Source organism: Staphylococcus sp. AntiMn-1 (assembly GCF_001663395.1).
In the GTDB taxonomy this organism is placed as follows: Bacteria; Bacillota; Bacilli; order Staphylococcales; family Staphylococcaceae; genus Staphylococcus; species Staphylococcus equorum.
In genome coordinates, this window is sequence record NZ_CP012968.1 from 1,431,011 (window position 1) to 1,447,340 (window position 16,330).

Sequence of the window (16,330 nt, forward strand, 5' to 3'; positions counted from 1 at the left end):
AACCCTTAAAATGGGAATTTAATAAAAACACTGTTTTCTAAGCTGCTGATTTCCTGAATTCTATAGGAGCTAAGTAGCCTAGTTTTTGTTGAATTCTAACTTTATTATAGTTTTCAATGTAATTTTCGACAATATCTATTACAATGTTATTAGAGCTCTTGAGCTCTTTGTTTAAGTAGAATGTTTCAGACTTTAGTGAGGAATGAAAACATTCGATCGGGGCATTATCGGCTGGCGTTCCCTTACGGGACATGCTTCTGGTAATGCCTTTTTCTTTGCACAATTCATAATATTCATACGACGTATAAACACTACCTTGATCAGTATGAAGAATACAACCATCAGGAATTTCCACTTGATTAAGCGTATCGTTTACTAAACTTTGATTTTGGTGATTATCTATAGAATAAGCTATAATTTCTCCGTTATAGACATCCATAATTGATGAAAGATACAACATTGTATTACCGAAAGGTAAATAAGTAATATCAGTTACAAGTACTTCTAATGGACAGTTTGCGTTGAAATTTCTCTGTAGTAAATTATCTGTTTTATAAAATGGATTACCTGGTTTTTTAGATTTCTTAGGTTTAACGCGACAATTCAATCCATTTTCCTGCATAATTCTTTGTACTTTTTTGTGGTTAACTATTATTTCGCTAAATTTATTTAATTCAGCAGTTACTTTCCTATAACCATAGGTATAGTTGTGTTTATGACAAATATATTTAACTTTTTCTTCAATTGAATCTAATTCATAATTTTTACATTTCCAACGATAATAAGTGGATTTGGGAATCTTAAAAACATCTAATATTACCTTAACTGGGTACCTTGATTTCAACGCATTAACCACTTGTATTATTACTTTTGGCGCCACTTCCTTTCCAATTCCTTGTACTTTTTTAAAACATCAATTTCAGCTTGTTGACGTCTAATTTCTAATTTCAATTTCTCTTCATTACTGAATTCTTCAATTCCCTTTCCATATGAATATTGTTTTCCGACTTGTTGAGGAAACCTGTTGCTTTCACCATCTCTATACCATTTCCACCATCTTTGTACTTGAGTCTTATTTTTAATATTTAAAATGTCCATAATATGTTTAGTAGAATAACCTTGAATTTTCATTTCTATTACTTTGTTTTTAGTTTCTACTGAATATGCTACTTTTTTCATAGAAAAAAACACCTCCGAATAAATTCATTTTAATATGAATTCAACGAAAGTGTCTTTATTTTACTCCCATTAATTGGGGTCAGTTCAGTTAACCCAAGCACTTCTCCTTTTTCTATTTTGAAACTTCAATTTTAGTTAACTCATGCTATGTCTAATTTTTTTAATGTCCTCTGGTGTTGTTTGACAACATCCCCCTATAATTTGAACACCTTCCATTAACCACTTCGGAACTTGTTCAATAATTTCATCACTGTTAGCATCATTTTCCCATTTTTTGCTATCCGCATTATAATGAGAACCTCCATTAGGATACAACGCAATTGTCTGACTCAAACTAGCTAATCCTTTGTCTAATGATCGATTGATTCCTTTAACTGAAGAACAATTAATACCAAAAATTGGAATAATAGTGCCCTTCTGTTTAATATAATTTATTAGTTTCTCGAATTCTGTTCCATCTGATAAATTTCCTGTGTCATCGACAGTTACAGAGAGCCAAAATGTTTGGTCTTCAGTATAACTCGGTATAATATTTTCTATAATTGCTTGAATCTCTTCAAAATTAGGAACAGTTTCAAACACAAAATCATTTATCCCTCTTGAAATCAAAGCGTTTATGCGTTGTTCATGAAATTTAAAATAGGCTTCTCGACTTATTACATAATTCCCTGTATATTCTGAGCCATCGCTTAAATATGCGCCATATGGACCCAAACTACCTACAACCACTTGATTATTATTTGTTGCATCCATAACTTGCTCTACCGCTATTGTAAAAAGGTCATCAATTTCCTCATTCTGCATTCCTATATCTGTAAATGTTTGATAACTTGCTTGATATGTACTTGTTAAAATAATGTCGGCACCCGCATTTGTAAAATCTTGATGGGCTTGCTTTATTTTAATTGGTTGATGTCTAAGTACTTCGCTAGACCATAACGAAGAATTCAAATCACAACCAGCTTGTTCTAATGTAGTTGCTAGTCCGCCATCTAAGACAATTGGAGATTGTGTTTTCACTTTTTCTAACAGTCTCATCTATACTCCTCTTTTCTTATTAAATTTAACAAAATAATAAAGTAACGCAATCGCTGCAAACGGTAGCCCGAAATAAAGTGCAGGTGCTTGATTAGGGTCAAAAAGCATTCCAACACAAGAAATTAAGCATAATATAAACCCAATAATTGGAATCGATTGGTGTACTTTTAAGCTTCGGTCAATTTTTTTAGCATTAAAATATGCAATACAGATACTCATCCACACGATAACAACTGCTAAACCAGCAATTGAAACTAGAATTACATATAATGAATCTGCTACATACACGCTAGAAAATAAAGCCAATAAGCCACCAATCATGCTAAATAATGTTGCATTCACTGGCATATGATGTTTATTTAGTTTTCCAAACCATTTAGGAAACACACCTTCATTCGACAAACTCCAAATCATTCTGCTCGCAGCATATAATCCTGAATTAGCCGCAGATAACAAAGCTGTTATAATCACTAAATTCATAATGTCACCTGCATAAGGGATTCCCATTTTTTGAAAAATAACAACAAATGGACTTTCTAATGACTTACCTTGATAACTTGGTATTAAAATAGAAATAATAACCATTGTACCTATAAAAAAGACAATAAGACGCCATAACGTTGCTCTAATCGCTTTGGGTATTACTTTTTCAGGATTCTCTGTTTCACCAGCAGCAATGCCGATTAATTCAGTGCCACTAAATGCATAATTCACAGCTAGCATTGTTAAAAACACAGAACCTATACCATTAGGAAAAGTAGGATTCGTATACCTATCTGCAATTGTGTTTAAACCTTCATAACCATCGTAGTGAATAAATCCGATAATTACCAAAAGACCTAAAATAATAAATACGATAATCGCAATAACTTTTACTAAAGAAAAATAAAATTCAACTTCTGCATAAAACCGTGTCGATATAATGTTAAATAATAAAATTAATATAATTGCAATCGTAGCAAAAATATAAACGGGGGTTTCAGGCATCCATTTCTGCATCAAAATACCCACTGCTGTAAATTCAGAACCTAATGCTACGGTCCAAGTTAACCAATAAAACCATGCTACGATATATCCAACAGATGGATGAATGTAAAGACTTGCATATGTATGAAATCCACCTGTAACAGGATGTTTGATCGCTAATTGCCCTAGACATAACATAACGAGATAAACTAAAATTGAGCCAATTAAATAAGATAGTACCGTTCCAAATGGACCTGTTTGTTGCAAAGTATATCCAGAACTTAAAAATAATCCTGTTCCAATAACACCACCAAAGCTAAGTAACATAAGATGACGTTGTTTCATTGCACGTTTAAATGATGGTTGTTCCATTAATGTTCTCCTTATCTTCAAGTTCTACACTTTTTAAATATAATTATTCATTCTATTAATTTCTGAAAATTTAGTCAATGTATTTTTTTCTCAATTCACTTCCCGCTCATATATATTGTCTTTAATGATTCTTTCGTTTTCAAAGAGAATTTCATCTATTTATTCACTGAATTTTCAAATTTTTATAAAAATTCAATCTCTAGTATTGATTTTCAGTCGTAAAGTCTATAACATTTATAGATAAGTAAGTACAAATATTATAAGTAATAGATAGAGGGGAAAATATAATGACAGAACATAATGACTTAGTGAAATCTACCCAAGAAATTACAAAAGAAGCATTACATAAATTAGGCTTTGACGATGGCATGTATGATTTAATCAAAGAACCTTTAAGAATACTAGAAGTCCGTATACCCGTCCGCATGGATGATGGTACTGTTAAAACTTTTACCGGTTACCGTGCGCAACATAATCATTCTGTTGGTCCTACTAAAGGTGGCGTACGTTTCCATCCTGATGTAAATAAAGAAGAAGTTAAGGCACTTGCAATGTGGATGACGATGAAATGTGGTATTACTAACTTACCATTTGGTGGCGGTAAAGGCGGCGTCATCTGTGACCCACGTCAAATGAGTAATCAAGAGCTTGAAAATCTATCTCGTGGTTTTGTTAGAGCTATATCACAATTCGTAGGTCCTGCGAGTGATATCCCAGCACCAGATGTTTATACTAATCCACAAATCATGTCTTGGATGATGGATGAATATAGTAAAATTAATCGTTCAAATGCTTTTGCCTTCATCACTGGTAAACCACTCTCTTTAGGTGGTTCAGAAGGTCGTAACCGTGCCACTGCGCTTGGTGCTGTAATTACTATTGAAGAAGCAACTAAACGTAGAAACATTGATATCAAGGGGTCTCGTGTTGCGATTCAAGGATTTGGTAACGCTGGTAGTTTTATTGCCAAAATCTTACATGATATGGGAGCAAAAATTGTAGCTATTTCTGAAAGTTATGGCGCTTTACATGATCCAGATGGTTTAGATGTTGACGAGCTTGTAGAGCTTAAAGAAAAACATGGCCGTGTTACACACTTATTTGAGGGCGTCATCCCTAATAAAGAATTATTTGAAGTCGACTGTGATATTCTTATCCCAGCTGCATTATCAAATCAAATTACTGAAGAAAACGCACATGACATTAAAGCAAGCATCGTTGCAGAAGCAGCAAATGGTCCTACGACAAAAGAAGCGACACGTATATTAACAGAACGTGGTGTGTTACTTATACCTGATGTACTTGCGAGTGCTGGTGGTGTAACTGTTTCTTACTTCGAATGGGTACAAAATAATCAAGGCTATTATTGGTCTGAAGAAGAAATAAACAGTCTACTCCGTGAAAAAATGGTAGAAGCATTCAATAAAATCTATGACTTAGCTGAAAGTAGAAAATTGGATATGCGTTTAGCTTCCTATGTTGTAGGTATCAAACGTACAGCTGAAGCTACACGTTTCCGTGGTTGGGCATAAATTTTCACAATATATCAATGTGATAAACATTGTCTTTTCAAAAGCTACACCTTCATTGGTGTGGCTTTTTATTATTATATTTATCTATACAGCTTCCAACAATTCTTCCTAATCCTTTTCACCCACCCTTTCCTCTTCATAATCTAATAAAAATTTATAAATAATCCTCTAATTCATATGTATTTTGAATTATTCAATCAGTGAATTTTCTGATTTATTTGAAAAATAAAAAAATACTCTATATAATTATCTACAATAAAGGGGAGGATATAAATTATGAAAAATAACATTTATGGGAATACACCATGTTTTTTAAATAGTAAAAATTTAAATCAATCAAATACTTTAGATACAGATGTAATTGTATATGGAGTACCTTTTGAAGGCGAAAGCACTTGGGGAGATTATACAGGTGTAGAACTTGGTCCAAAGCAAATTAGACTGTCCTCTGCACGTTACAGTCAATATCTACCAGAACTAAACCACATTGATATTAGTGAACACTTATCTATGGGGGACGTCGGTGATGTGCCATTTGTCGCTCATGACAATAAAGAAAGCTATGATAACATTACAGATTTCACTAAAAAACTATGGGAAAGTGAAAAATTCTTAGTTGGCTTTGGCGGCGAACACGGTGTCACTTATCCTATTCTTAAATCATTAACAGAAACTGGTAAAAAAGTCGGCATCATTCATTTAGATGCACATTATGATAATATGCCAGATTATGAGGGTGAAGCTTATGCCCGTAATACACCTTTCATGAGACTTTATGAAACAGACGGTGTACGTAACGAAAGCATTATTCACACTGGTATTCACGGCCCGAGAAATCATCCATCAACAGGACGTTACGCTGAAGAAGCTGGTGCCGTAACGATAACAATCAATGATATCCGTGAATCAAATAATATAAAACAGTTTGCCCGTGACATCTACGCTCAAGCAAGTGCCGATGTAGATGTCGTATATTTAACAATATGTAGTGACGTATTGGATTTCGCTTATAATCCAGGTGGACCTGTCGATGGTAATGGTCTAACGTCCTATGAATTATTAACGATGATTCACGAATTTGGTGCGCTCGGCCTATGTGGTATGGATTATGTAGAAGTTTATCCTATGAAAGATGCCAATCAGAATTCTGCCCATTTCGTTTCTACAGCAGTATTATATGTACTTGCTGGCCACGTCGCTTATTTAAATAAATTAAAATAATCTGAGGAGTGGTTAAATGTTTAAACACGCGGGTAAGATTTTACGATCGCTTGGCCCTGGTATGATTATCACTGCTTCATTCATTGGCCCTGGTACAGTAACAACCATGACTCAAGGTGGCGCAGGATTTGGCTATAGTTTACTATGGGCAGTTGTCTTTTCAATCATCGCCACGATCGTGTTACAAGAAATGATTATTCGTTTATCTCTCGTTACACGTGAAGGCTTAGGTGAAGCAATTCAAGATTTATTTTCTAATAAAATTGGTAAGCTAATCATCGTGTGGTTCACACTCATTGCTGTAACCATTGGGTGTGCTGCCTATATTAGTGGTGACTTGATTGGAACCTCACTTGGGGCATCTTACTTACTTAATTTACCTGAGAATTGGGTTGCTCCAGTTATCGGCGTTATTATATTACTCATTGGATTATTTGGTAACTATAAATTTTTAGAAAAAGTTATGCTTGTACTTATGGTTATCATGGGCGCAATATTTATCACTACGATGATTGTTATAAAACCAGATGTTATGGGCATTTTAAAAGGTGCCTTCATTCCAACAATACCAGATGGTTCTATTCTTACTGTTATCGCTCTAATCGGTACAACCGTTGTGCCATATAACTTTTTTATCCACTCAACAGCTGTACACGAACGTTTTAATGGTGTTAAGGAGTTGAAATTTGCACGTTGGGATACAATTATTTCAATTACTGTCGGTGGTGTGATTTCTGCTGCAATATTAATTTCAGCAGCCACTTTAATTAAAGGTGAAGAAGTATCAAGTGTCATTCAACTTGCTGGACCGTTAGAACCTGTTCTTGGCGATGCTGCACCTATAGTGATTAGTGTTGGGTTATTCGCTGCAGGTCTGTCATCAGCCATTGCTTCTCCAACGGGTGCCGCTGCAACAATTAGTAGTCTACTCGGTTGGAAAGGCGGCATGCAAAGCAAGAAATACAAACTTGTCTTTGTTGTGATTATCATTATTGGAATTATTACTTCAGCACTTGGTTTTGAACCGCTTCAAGTCTTACTTATTGCGCAAGCGTTAAATGGTATGATTTTACCTATTATTGCAATACTTATCTTTATTATTATTAATAAGAAAAATCTAATGGGCCGCTTTGTAAATACACTTTGGCTCAATATTATCGGAGGACTCGTTGTTTTAACCGTTTCCTTCTTAGGTATCTATAGTTTTATCGATGCTATAACAAGTTTCATTTCAGGCTAAATTTATTTATAACAATAACCCAGATGTAAAGTATCATCACTGATATATTACTTCTGGGTTATTTTAATTAAACATTTAATTCTCTTACATCAATTTTGCAACATCACGCATAATGCTCGCTTTTTTATAGCCATGTAAGTCATGCAGTGATTGATATGCGTTAAATAACTTTTTATAGATTTCCACTTTATCCGGTTGAGGTTCAACAGTATATAATACGGGTTCTTTCATTGCTTCGACCGCCTCACTAAAGTCCGTATGCGCCCCACCACATATTGCGCCTAAAATAGCTGCGCCAATTGCTGGTGCATATTCGCTATCAATAACCGTCACTCGTTTGTTCAGCACGTTCGCATAGATATCCATGAGTAATGTATTCTTTTTAGGAATACCACCACAAGCAAATACATGATCCACTTCCATATGCCATCCTTCATACTGTTGCATAATCATTTTAGTACCAAATGCGGTTGCCTCCATGTACGCACGATAAATTTCTTCATGTTTCGTATGTAATCCCATGCCAAATAAGCAACCTTTCAAATTACTATCACTAAGTACACTTCTATTGCCGTTGTGCCAATCTAATGCGATAAGTCCACTTTCGCCAGGGTATAGTTTAGCGGCCTTTTCATTTAATAATTCAAAAATTGAAATATCGCGTAACTTCGCCTCTTTGACATCATCATACGGCGTTTGTTTCGCCACGTACTCAAATAAGTCACCTACAGCAGTTTGTCCTGCCTCGTATGCATAAAGTTCTGGAATAATGGCACCTTTAACTGAACCAGAAATACCAGGCACCTTATGTTGTTCTTTATTAAGCATTAAATGACATGTACTTGTGCCCATAACCATAGTCATTTCTTTATCTCTTTCTGAACCTATCCCTAATAAGCTTGCATGTGCATCTATAATAAATGGACTAACTTGCGTTTCTGGTGAAAGTCCCAGTTTATCTGCCATTGTCTGACTAACCTTACCTACAGTTTCACCTATATTAACGACCGGTGCTTCCACTTTCTCTCTTACAATAGTAGATAAATCATTATCTACTTTATCAAACAAATCATAATGGAATCCTGTGTCCGCTTCCCAAAACGATTTAAACCCTAAGCCACAATTTGATCTGACGTTTTGATCAGTGAGTCGATTGACAATCCAGTCCCCCGCCTCCATGATATACGCACTCTCAGCTATCACTTCAGGCGCCTTATTGTTTACTTCCATAATCTTAGGTATCATCCACTCACTACTCACATTAAAGCCATAAAAGCCTAACCAACGATTCTTCTCTTCAAGTGCAGTCTTAAATAATACATCTGCCTCGTCTTGCGCACCATGATGCTTCCATAATTTAACGTAAGCGTGTGGATTATCTTTAAATCCTTCCTTATTATGAATAGGCTCCATATTTCCATCCACAAATACCACAGTTGACGATGTAAAATCTATACCGATACCGACAATTTCGTTTGGCGCAATTTGTGTTTTTGCTAAAATAGCTGGAATGCCTTCTTCAATGACTTCCATATAATCATTCGCATTTTGTAATGCATAACTTTGAGGTAGTTTTTGACCATCAAGTTCTCCTTCTATCGTGCCATGTGTATATGTTTTAATAAATTGCTCTACAATTTCACCATTCTCTGTATTTATAAGAAAGGCTCTACCTGAACCTGTTCCAAAATCTATCCCTATACTGTAAGCCATACTTTAACCCTCCAGATCTTCCCATACGAAAGAAAGCGCTTTCTTAAATCATAATTAAGATTCTCTAAAAATACAAGGGAGTGGGATAGAAATCATAATTTGATTTCTATCCCGCCCCCATAACACTCACTATTATAATCACATTAAAACATTTTAAAACGTTTCAACTTCATTAAACTGTGATAAATAAAGTTGTTTATAGTGTCCATCTTGTTGCATTAATACTTCGTGACTACCTTCTTCTAAGATTTCGCCATCTTTGATAAAGATAATACGGTCTACATCTTTAATTGTTGATAAACGATGCGCAATAATGAGCGATGTTCTATTTTCAGACAGCTTTTTAAATGCCAATTGAATTTTATTTTCTGTTTCTATATCTAACGCACTTGTAGCTTCATCTAAAATAATAATAGACGGGTCTTTTAAAAACATTCTAGCGATGGAAATACGCTGTTTCTGTCCACCAGATAATTTCGTACCTCTTTCACCTACGAGTGTATCCAAGCCAAAGGGTAAGTCCTCGATAAATGTTTCTAATTGCGCATTTCTAACTGCGTCCCATATTGCAGTTTCGTCAGCTTCTAAATGACCATATACAATATTATCTCTTAAAGTACCAGAGAAGAGGAATACATCTTGCTGTACGACACCAATTTCTGCACGTAGTGATGCTAACTGAATCGATTTGATGCTTTGGCCATTAATTAAGATATCACCGTCATCTACTTCATAAAATCTCGGCAATAAAGAACTGATTGTCGTTTTACCACTACCACTTGGTCCAACCAATGCAATCTTCTCACCATGCTGAATATCTAAATTTAGTTTTTTTAGAATTGGTGTTTCGCCATATCCAAATGTTACATCTTTATATTGAATCGTCTTAGGATCACTCGGCATTTGAATCGCATCTGGTGCATCCTGTATTTCTGGAGTAATGCTTAATATTTCGCTAAAGTTTTTAAATCCTGCAATTGCTTTTGGAAATAGCTCTATAATCATATTAATTTGTTGTAATGGTTTAAAGAGTACATTCGTAATCATGATAAATGCAACGATACCACCATAAGATAAATCACCATTCAACACAAAATAACTTCCGACTACTAACACAATAATTAATGTCAGATTTTGGGCAATATGACTAATTGTAATATTCCAAGACATATAATTATATGCTTTTAATTTTGTAGCTCTAAAATTATCGTTTATATTTCTGAATTTCGTTTGCTCATGTTTTTCATTTGTAAAGGCCTGTACAAGTCTTATGCCACCCACATTATCTGCGATTAATTCATTAAAACGTGACACATTTGTAAATAAGTTCTTAAATGCACGAGACATTTTTTGGCTGAAAAATATAGCCAAGATAAAAACAATAGGCACCACACAAAACGTAATGAGTGCTAACTTCACATCAATCGTTAACATGATGACAAATGCACCAATCAGCGTCATGATAGATAAAAATACATCTTCTGGGCCATGATGGGCAGCTTCACCAATATCCATCAAATCATTCGTCAGTCGACCAATGAGCTTTCCGGATTTTTGGTTATCAAAATACTTAAAATTCAATTTCTGAATATGACTATATAAATCATTACGCATATCACGCTCTATATTCGTACCTAACTTATGTCCCCAATATGTCACGATAAATTTAAGTACCGCTACAATTCCAAAGACAAACAGCAATGCAATTCCAAAAATCACTATGAGATTCCATTGATTAGTAGGTAATAAACGGTCAATATATATACTTGTAATAAGCGGGAAAATTAATTCCAACAAACCTACAACAATTGCCGAACCAAAATCTAAGAAAAACAAACCCTTATATGGTTTGTAATAGCTAAAAAATGCTTTCACAACACCCCACCTATTCTATAATTCAATATTTTATTTATTCTTTACATATACTTTATATTATGGAGTAATTGATATGGATTATCAATAACATTCAAATCATATTTGTGACATTTTAAAAAGTGAATTTATAACACTTAAATAAATTTTTATTTCATTCCTTTTCATCTTTACCATATAAAATAGCAACAAAAAATAAACTCCTTAACCAATGTTGAATTAAGGAGTTTATTTTAAATTTTATATCTATTCTATACGCCAGAATAAGACGAGAAGCCGCCATCTACAGGAACGACGATACCTGTAACGAATCCGCTTAATTCTTTATCCATCAACCAATAAAGTGTGCCTAGAATATCTTCTGGTACACCGAAACGATTCATTGGTGTTTGTGAGAGAATTTTTGAAGCACGTTCTGAATAAGAACCATCTTCATTTCTAAGTAAAGCTTTATTTTGAGCTGTTTCAAAGAATCCAGGTGCAATTGCATTCACTCGAATGTGACCGGCAAAGTAAGTGCTCAACCATTGCGTAAAGTTACTTACAGATGCTTTTGCGCCACTGTATGCTGGAATCTTAGTCAGTGGTGTAAATGCGTTCATTGATGAAATATTAATAATTGTACCTGCCTCAGATGAAACGACATCTTTACCAAATACTTGAGACGGTAAAAATGTACCTGTGTAATTTAATTTAAATACTTTATCAATACCATCTTCTGTTAAATCAAAGAATGTTTTATCACCCTGTTCATCATACATTTCATCATTTGTTGTGGCATTCGGGTTATTACCACCTGCGCCATTAATCAGAATTGTAACTGCACCAAATGTATCGTTATATTTAAGTTTCGCTTGTGTTAAAGCATCTTTATCCAACACATTTGCCACTAATGCGACTGTTTGTTGTCTTTCTTTATCAATTTCATCTTGTAACTCAACAATTTTATCTTCAGAACGTCCTAAAATACCTACGTTGGCACCTTTTTCTACAAGGCCTTTGACGAACGTTGATCCAATAACACCTGTTGCACCAGTGATTACTACATTTACTCCTTCAAATTGTCTTGACATCATTTGCTCACTCCTTCAATTAAACCATTAATATAAGTTGCGCCTAATGCTCTATCGAACAATCCATAACCCGCTTTACCTGTTTCGCCCCAAATCATACGTCCGTGATCTGGTCTGATTGTGCCCTTGAAGTTAATATCTTGCAGTGCTTCTACCACTGCTTTCATATCTACTGAGCCGTTTTTAGATAAATGACCTGTTTCCAAGAATGAATGTGAATCTAGTCGTTTCACGTTACGCATATGCACGAAATGGATATGCTCGCCAAACGTTCTAATCATGCTTGGTAAATCATTTTCAGCTAATGAACCTAAAGATCCAGTACAGAAACAAATACCATTATTTTTACTATCATTTATAGAAAGTAAACGTTCATAGCTATCTTTATTTTTAATGATACGTGGAATACCAAATATAGGCCATGGTGGATCATCCGGATGTATCGCCAAATCAATGTCATGTTCTATTGCAGTTGGTAATACACCATCTAAGAAGTACTTCAAGTTCTCCCACAATTGTTCATCTGATATTTCACGATAAGATGTAATTAAATGATTCATTTCTTCTCTCGAATAACTTTCGTCCCAACCTGGTAAGTTTAAATCGGTAGTTAATGGATCAATATCTTTTAACTGATCATGTTTATAAATCAACGTATTAGAACCATCAGATAATTCATAGTCTAATTGTGAACGTGTCCAATCAAAGACAGGCATGAAGTTATATGTCACTGTCTTAACACCATTTTCAGCTAAATTCACTAATGATGTCTTATAATTTTCAATCAGTTCATCACGTTTATCTGTACCTAATTTAATTTCTTCACCTACAGGTACATCATAAATTGCAGAAACGATATGCTTCATGTCTGGAATTTGTTTAATGTTCTCTAATGTAACTGGATCATCTTCACCGTACCAACGAAATGATAATTCCATCGTTATACCTCCTTAACGCCTTCTATTTTGAATAAATTCACTGCATTGTTATAGCAAATATCTTTTAACATTTGTTCAATTGTTGCATCTGATAAGGCAATCTCACCTTTTTCAATCTTGTCTCCTAAGAAATTACATAAAATTCTTCTGAAATACTCATGGCGTGTATAAGAAATCATGCTACGTGAATCTGTCAGCATACCTACAAATTTAGCTAATAAGCCGACGTTCGCATAATCTACTAAGTGCTGTTCCATGCCTTCTTTCGTGTCATTAAACCACCATGCAGCACCTAATTGCACTTTATGCTCGCTGTTAGTAAAGTTACCTGCAGTAGCTTGAACCATAAGATGATCATTACCATTATTAGGATAAATAATCGTATCTGATAGGGCATTGTGTTGTTCAAGGTGATCTAGCATCGCGTTCAATGTTTTAGCGCTTAGTTGTTCACCTACACTATCGAACCCACTGTCAGTACCTGCGACTTCTAACATTTTCGAATTATTATTTCTAGTTGGTCCTAAATGGAATTGTACGACCCAATTTAATTCTTTATATACTTTACTAATTTCAGTTAGAATGTAACCCGCTAATTCGTATTGTTGCGTTTCGGAAACTGCTTCACCCTTCATCATGGACTCATAGATTGCCGTAGCTTCTTCTGTTGTCGCATACATTAATGGTGCTTTTTCAAAACTTTGGTCAGAACTTCTTGCACCTTGTCTATTAAAATAATGAACGCGTGTTTTAAGTGCTTCGATATAACTGTTTAAATCTTTAATTTCACCGTCAATCGTTTGATCAAGCTGCTTAATCTTGTCTTTAACTGTTGTTTCACTTAAGAATACGTAACTATCTGGTCTGAACGTAGGAATCACTTTAAATGTTACTTTTTTATCTTGATTTAATAATTTGTGATATTCCAAATCATCACATGGGTCATCCGTTGTACAAACTACAGAGACATTACTTTGTTTAATTAAGTTTTGAGGTGTATGTGATGATTTCGCTAATTTACGATTTAAAGATTTATATAGCTTTTTAACATTCACTTTATCTAAATCAGCTTCTTCGTTAAAATAGCGTTTTAATTCAAGTGAACACCAGTGATACATTGGGTTAACGATTGAATAAGGCAACATGTTCATAAATGCTTCAAATTTATCGAAATCATCTGCATCACCAGTAATTAATTCTTCTTCTATACCGTATGCTCTCATTAAGCGCCATTTGTAATGATCTCCGGCTAACCACAATTGCGTAATGTTTTCATAGTTTTTATTTTCATAAATTTCTTTTGGGTCTAAGTGACAGTGAAAATCATAAATTGGTAGATCTTTAACCTTTTGATATAACTTTACTGCTGTTTTATTATTTAATAAAAAATTGTCATTAATTAATGCCATGTTATTGCCCCTTTTCTATAATCCTAATAATTTAGGAAGGAATAATGAAATTTGCGGAATGAACGTTACGATTAACAATAAAATAATGAGTGCGATAAAGTAAGGCACTAAATATTTGAATACTGATTCCACACGAACACCGCCGACACTCGCACCAACAAATAATGCACTACCAACTGGTGGCGTGATATTACCAATACATAAATTAAATGCAATTAAGATACCAAAGTGAATTGGATCTAAACCTAAAACTTCTGAAATAGGTAAGAAGATCGGTGTGAAAATCAATACTGCTGGTGTTATATCCATAAATGTTCCGATGACTAATAAAATTACGTTCATCATCAGTAGTAAAATGATTGGATTATCTGTCATTGATAGAATGCCATTTGAAATGGCTTCAGGTAGTCCTGTATAACTCATTACGAGTGAAAATAGTGCAGAAGCTGTAATCAAGAACAGAATCATACCACTAATTTCTGCCGTTTCTTTGATGACGTTAGGTATTTGTTTGAGTGTCAGACTTTTATATATTAGTGATAACACTGTAGCGTATAACACTGCTACTGCTGCACCTTCTGTTGCTGTGAATATACCTGACACAATCCCGCCAATGACTACGATAATTAAAAATAGACTTGGCAAAGCATCTAATGTTAAAAATAATTTATCTTTCCAACTAATGCGTTCAGATACTCTGTAACCTTGTTTCTTCGCCATAACATAAGCCACGATCATACAAGCAACGCCCCATAAGATACCTGGTATATAGCCTGCGATAAATAGTGCTGCTATTGAGGTGCCACCACTCACAAGTGAATACACAATCAATAGTGAACTTGGTGGAATCAATAAACCAGATGGCGCAGATGCTATATTTGCCGCTGCAGAGTATTCTTTTTTATAGCCTTGTTTTTCTTCCATTGGTCCCATGATGCGTCCCATTGCGGCCGCCGCAGCGACACTAGAACCAGAAATAGAACCAAATAGCATATTACCTACAATATTCGTATGTGCCAGTGAGCCAGGTAATCTACCTACTAACACTTTGGCAAAGTTCACTAATCTAAAGGCGATACCACCGTTATTCATAATAATACCTGCCAAGACGAATAACGGAATGGCAAGCATTGTAAAATCATCAATGCCCGTAACCATACGCTGTGCTGCCGTTATAATCGTTACATCGAATGGTAATATCATTAATAACGTTATGATAGAACTCAAAATAATAGCCAATGCGATAGGCAAGCCGAATATCAAGAAAGCGAAGAATGTGATGAACAATACTAAACCTGCTGCAAGTGTCATACACGCTCACCCCCGTCTTCTTGATTGGCTTCTTTAACTGCTTCAAGTTCTCCTTTATCTAACAAGTTATATATTGCGTAGAAAATGATAAAGATGCCCGAAACAGGTAATGCGCCGTACATCGCTGCCATAGATAAGCCAGTAGATGGTGCAATTTGTGACCATGTTAAATTCACAACTTCATAGCCACCCCAAATCATGAGTACGAGTGCTACGATAATGATTATGACGTCTGAAGTCTTTTCCATAATAAGTTGTATTTTTCAGGAAATCTTTCTCGAATAAATAAAATGGCTATATGTTGTTTTACACCAAATACATAACTGGCACTGAGCAAACCAAACCAAATCAATAAGAATCTAACGATTTCTTCACTCATTGTACTTGGACTATTCAAGATAAAGCGTGTAGCAACTTGATAAACGGATAATATAACCATTACAAAAAGTGCAATACCGGCTAACGT

General features: G+C 34.7%; 12 protein-coding genes and 1 pseudogene. 3 read left to right on the plus strand and 10 right to left on the minus strand.

All coding sequences use genetic code 11. The annotated features are described in order from the left end of the window. Positions 1-37: 37 nt before the first annotated feature. The 3 genes from AOB58_RS07090 to AOB58_RS07105 all read right to left on the minus strand — a co-directional run bounded on the left by AOB58_RS07090 (position 38) and on the right by AOB58_RS07105 (position 3,555). Positions 38-1,179 (minus strand): IS3 family transposase gene (locus AOB58_RS07090; RefSeq protein ID WP_102134915.1). Its coding sequence is split into 2 segments (ribosomal slippage): positions 38-909 and positions 909-1,179, totalling 1,143 coding nucleotides; the frame shifts between segments, so codons are not numbered across the junction. A 135-nt stretch (positions 1,180-1,314) separates the two neighbouring features. Further along, positions 1,315-2,217: a homocysteine S-methyltransferase gene (mmuM, locus tag AOB58_RS07100; protein ID WP_064783171.1), complete on the minus strand. Its 903-nt coding sequence runs from the start codon at positions 2,215-2,217 to the stop codon at positions 1,315-1,317. Then, positions 2,218-3,555, minus strand: coding sequence for an amino acid permease (locus AOB58_RS07105; protein ID WP_064783172.1), 1,338 nt, complete (start codon positions 3,553-3,555; stop codon positions 2,218-2,220). Positions 3,556-3,842: 287 nt separating this feature from the next. Here AOB58_RS07105 and AOB58_RS07110 point away from each other — a divergent pair, with 287 nt between their 5' ends. The 3 genes from AOB58_RS07110 to AOB58_RS07120 all read left to right on the plus strand — a co-directional run bounded on the left by AOB58_RS07110 (position 3,843) and on the right by AOB58_RS07120 (position 7,548). After that, positions 3,843-5,087 (plus strand): Glu/Leu/Phe/Val family dehydrogenase, encoded by a 1,245-nt coding sequence (locus tag AOB58_RS07110; protein ID WP_002508488.1) that lies wholly within the window; start codon positions 3,843-3,845, stop codon positions 5,085-5,087. 276 nt (positions 5,088-5,363) lie between these two features. Next, on the plus strand, positions 5,364-6,308 hold the full coding sequence (locus AOB58_RS07115) for an agmatinase family protein (protein WP_002508489.1): 945 nt from the start codon (positions 5,364-5,366) through the stop codon (positions 6,306-6,308). Between the two features lie 16 nt (positions 6,309-6,324). Then, positions 6,325-7,548: an Nramp family divalent metal transporter gene (locus AOB58_RS07120; RefSeq protein ID WP_002508490.1), complete on the plus strand. Its 1,224-nt coding sequence runs from the start codon at positions 6,325-6,327 to the stop codon at positions 7,546-7,548. An 84-nt stretch (positions 7,549-7,632) separates the two neighbouring features. On the opposite strand, the gene AOB58_RS07125 is transcribed toward AOB58_RS07120, so the two are convergent. From AOB58_RS07125 to AOB58_RS14055, 7 genes and pseudogenes are all read right to left on the minus strand, one after another. Further along, positions 7,633-9,261, minus strand: coding sequence for a ribulokinase (locus AOB58_RS07125; RefSeq protein WP_021339674.1), 1,629 nt, complete (start codon positions 9,259-9,261; stop codon positions 7,633-7,635). 153 nt (positions 9,262-9,414) lie between these two features. After that, a complete protein-coding gene (locus AOB58_RS07130) occupies positions 9,415-11,136 on the minus strand; it encodes an ABC transporter ATP-binding protein (RefSeq protein WP_071561977.1) in 1,722 nt (573 codons plus the stop codon). A 248-nt stretch (positions 11,137-11,384) separates the two neighbouring features. Further along, positions 11,385-12,206, minus strand: coding sequence for an SDR family oxidoreductase (locus AOB58_RS07135; RefSeq protein ID WP_002508521.1), 822 nt, complete (start codon positions 12,204-12,206; stop codon positions 11,385-11,387). Beyond that, positions 12,206-13,144: a mannonate dehydratase gene (uxuA, locus tag AOB58_RS07140; RefSeq protein WP_064783173.1), complete on the minus strand. Its 939-nt coding sequence runs from the start codon at positions 13,142-13,144 to the stop codon at positions 12,206-12,208. The genes AOB58_RS07135 and uxuA overlap by 1 nt, the downstream gene beginning before the upstream one ends. Before the next feature lie 2 nt (positions 13,145-13,146). Next, positions 13,147-14,553 carry a glucuronate isomerase gene (gene uxaC, locus AOB58_RS07145; RefSeq protein ID WP_064783174.1) on the minus strand — a complete coding sequence of 469 codons (1,407 nt, stop codon included), beginning with the start codon at positions 14,551-14,553 and terminating at the stop codon, positions 13,147-13,149. Between the two features lie 15 nt (positions 14,554-14,568). Then, positions 14,569-15,864, minus strand: a complete 1,296-nt coding sequence (locus tag AOB58_RS07150; protein WP_002508524.1) for a TRAP transporter large permease — start codon at positions 15,862-15,864, stop codon at positions 14,569-14,571. Next, positions 15,861-16,303: pseudogene (locus AOB58_RS14055) on the minus strand (TRAP transporter small permease). The gene AOB58_RS07150 and the pseudogene AOB58_RS14055 overlap by 4 nt, the downstream one beginning before the upstream one ends. Positions 16,304-16,330 lie beyond the last annotated feature (27 nt).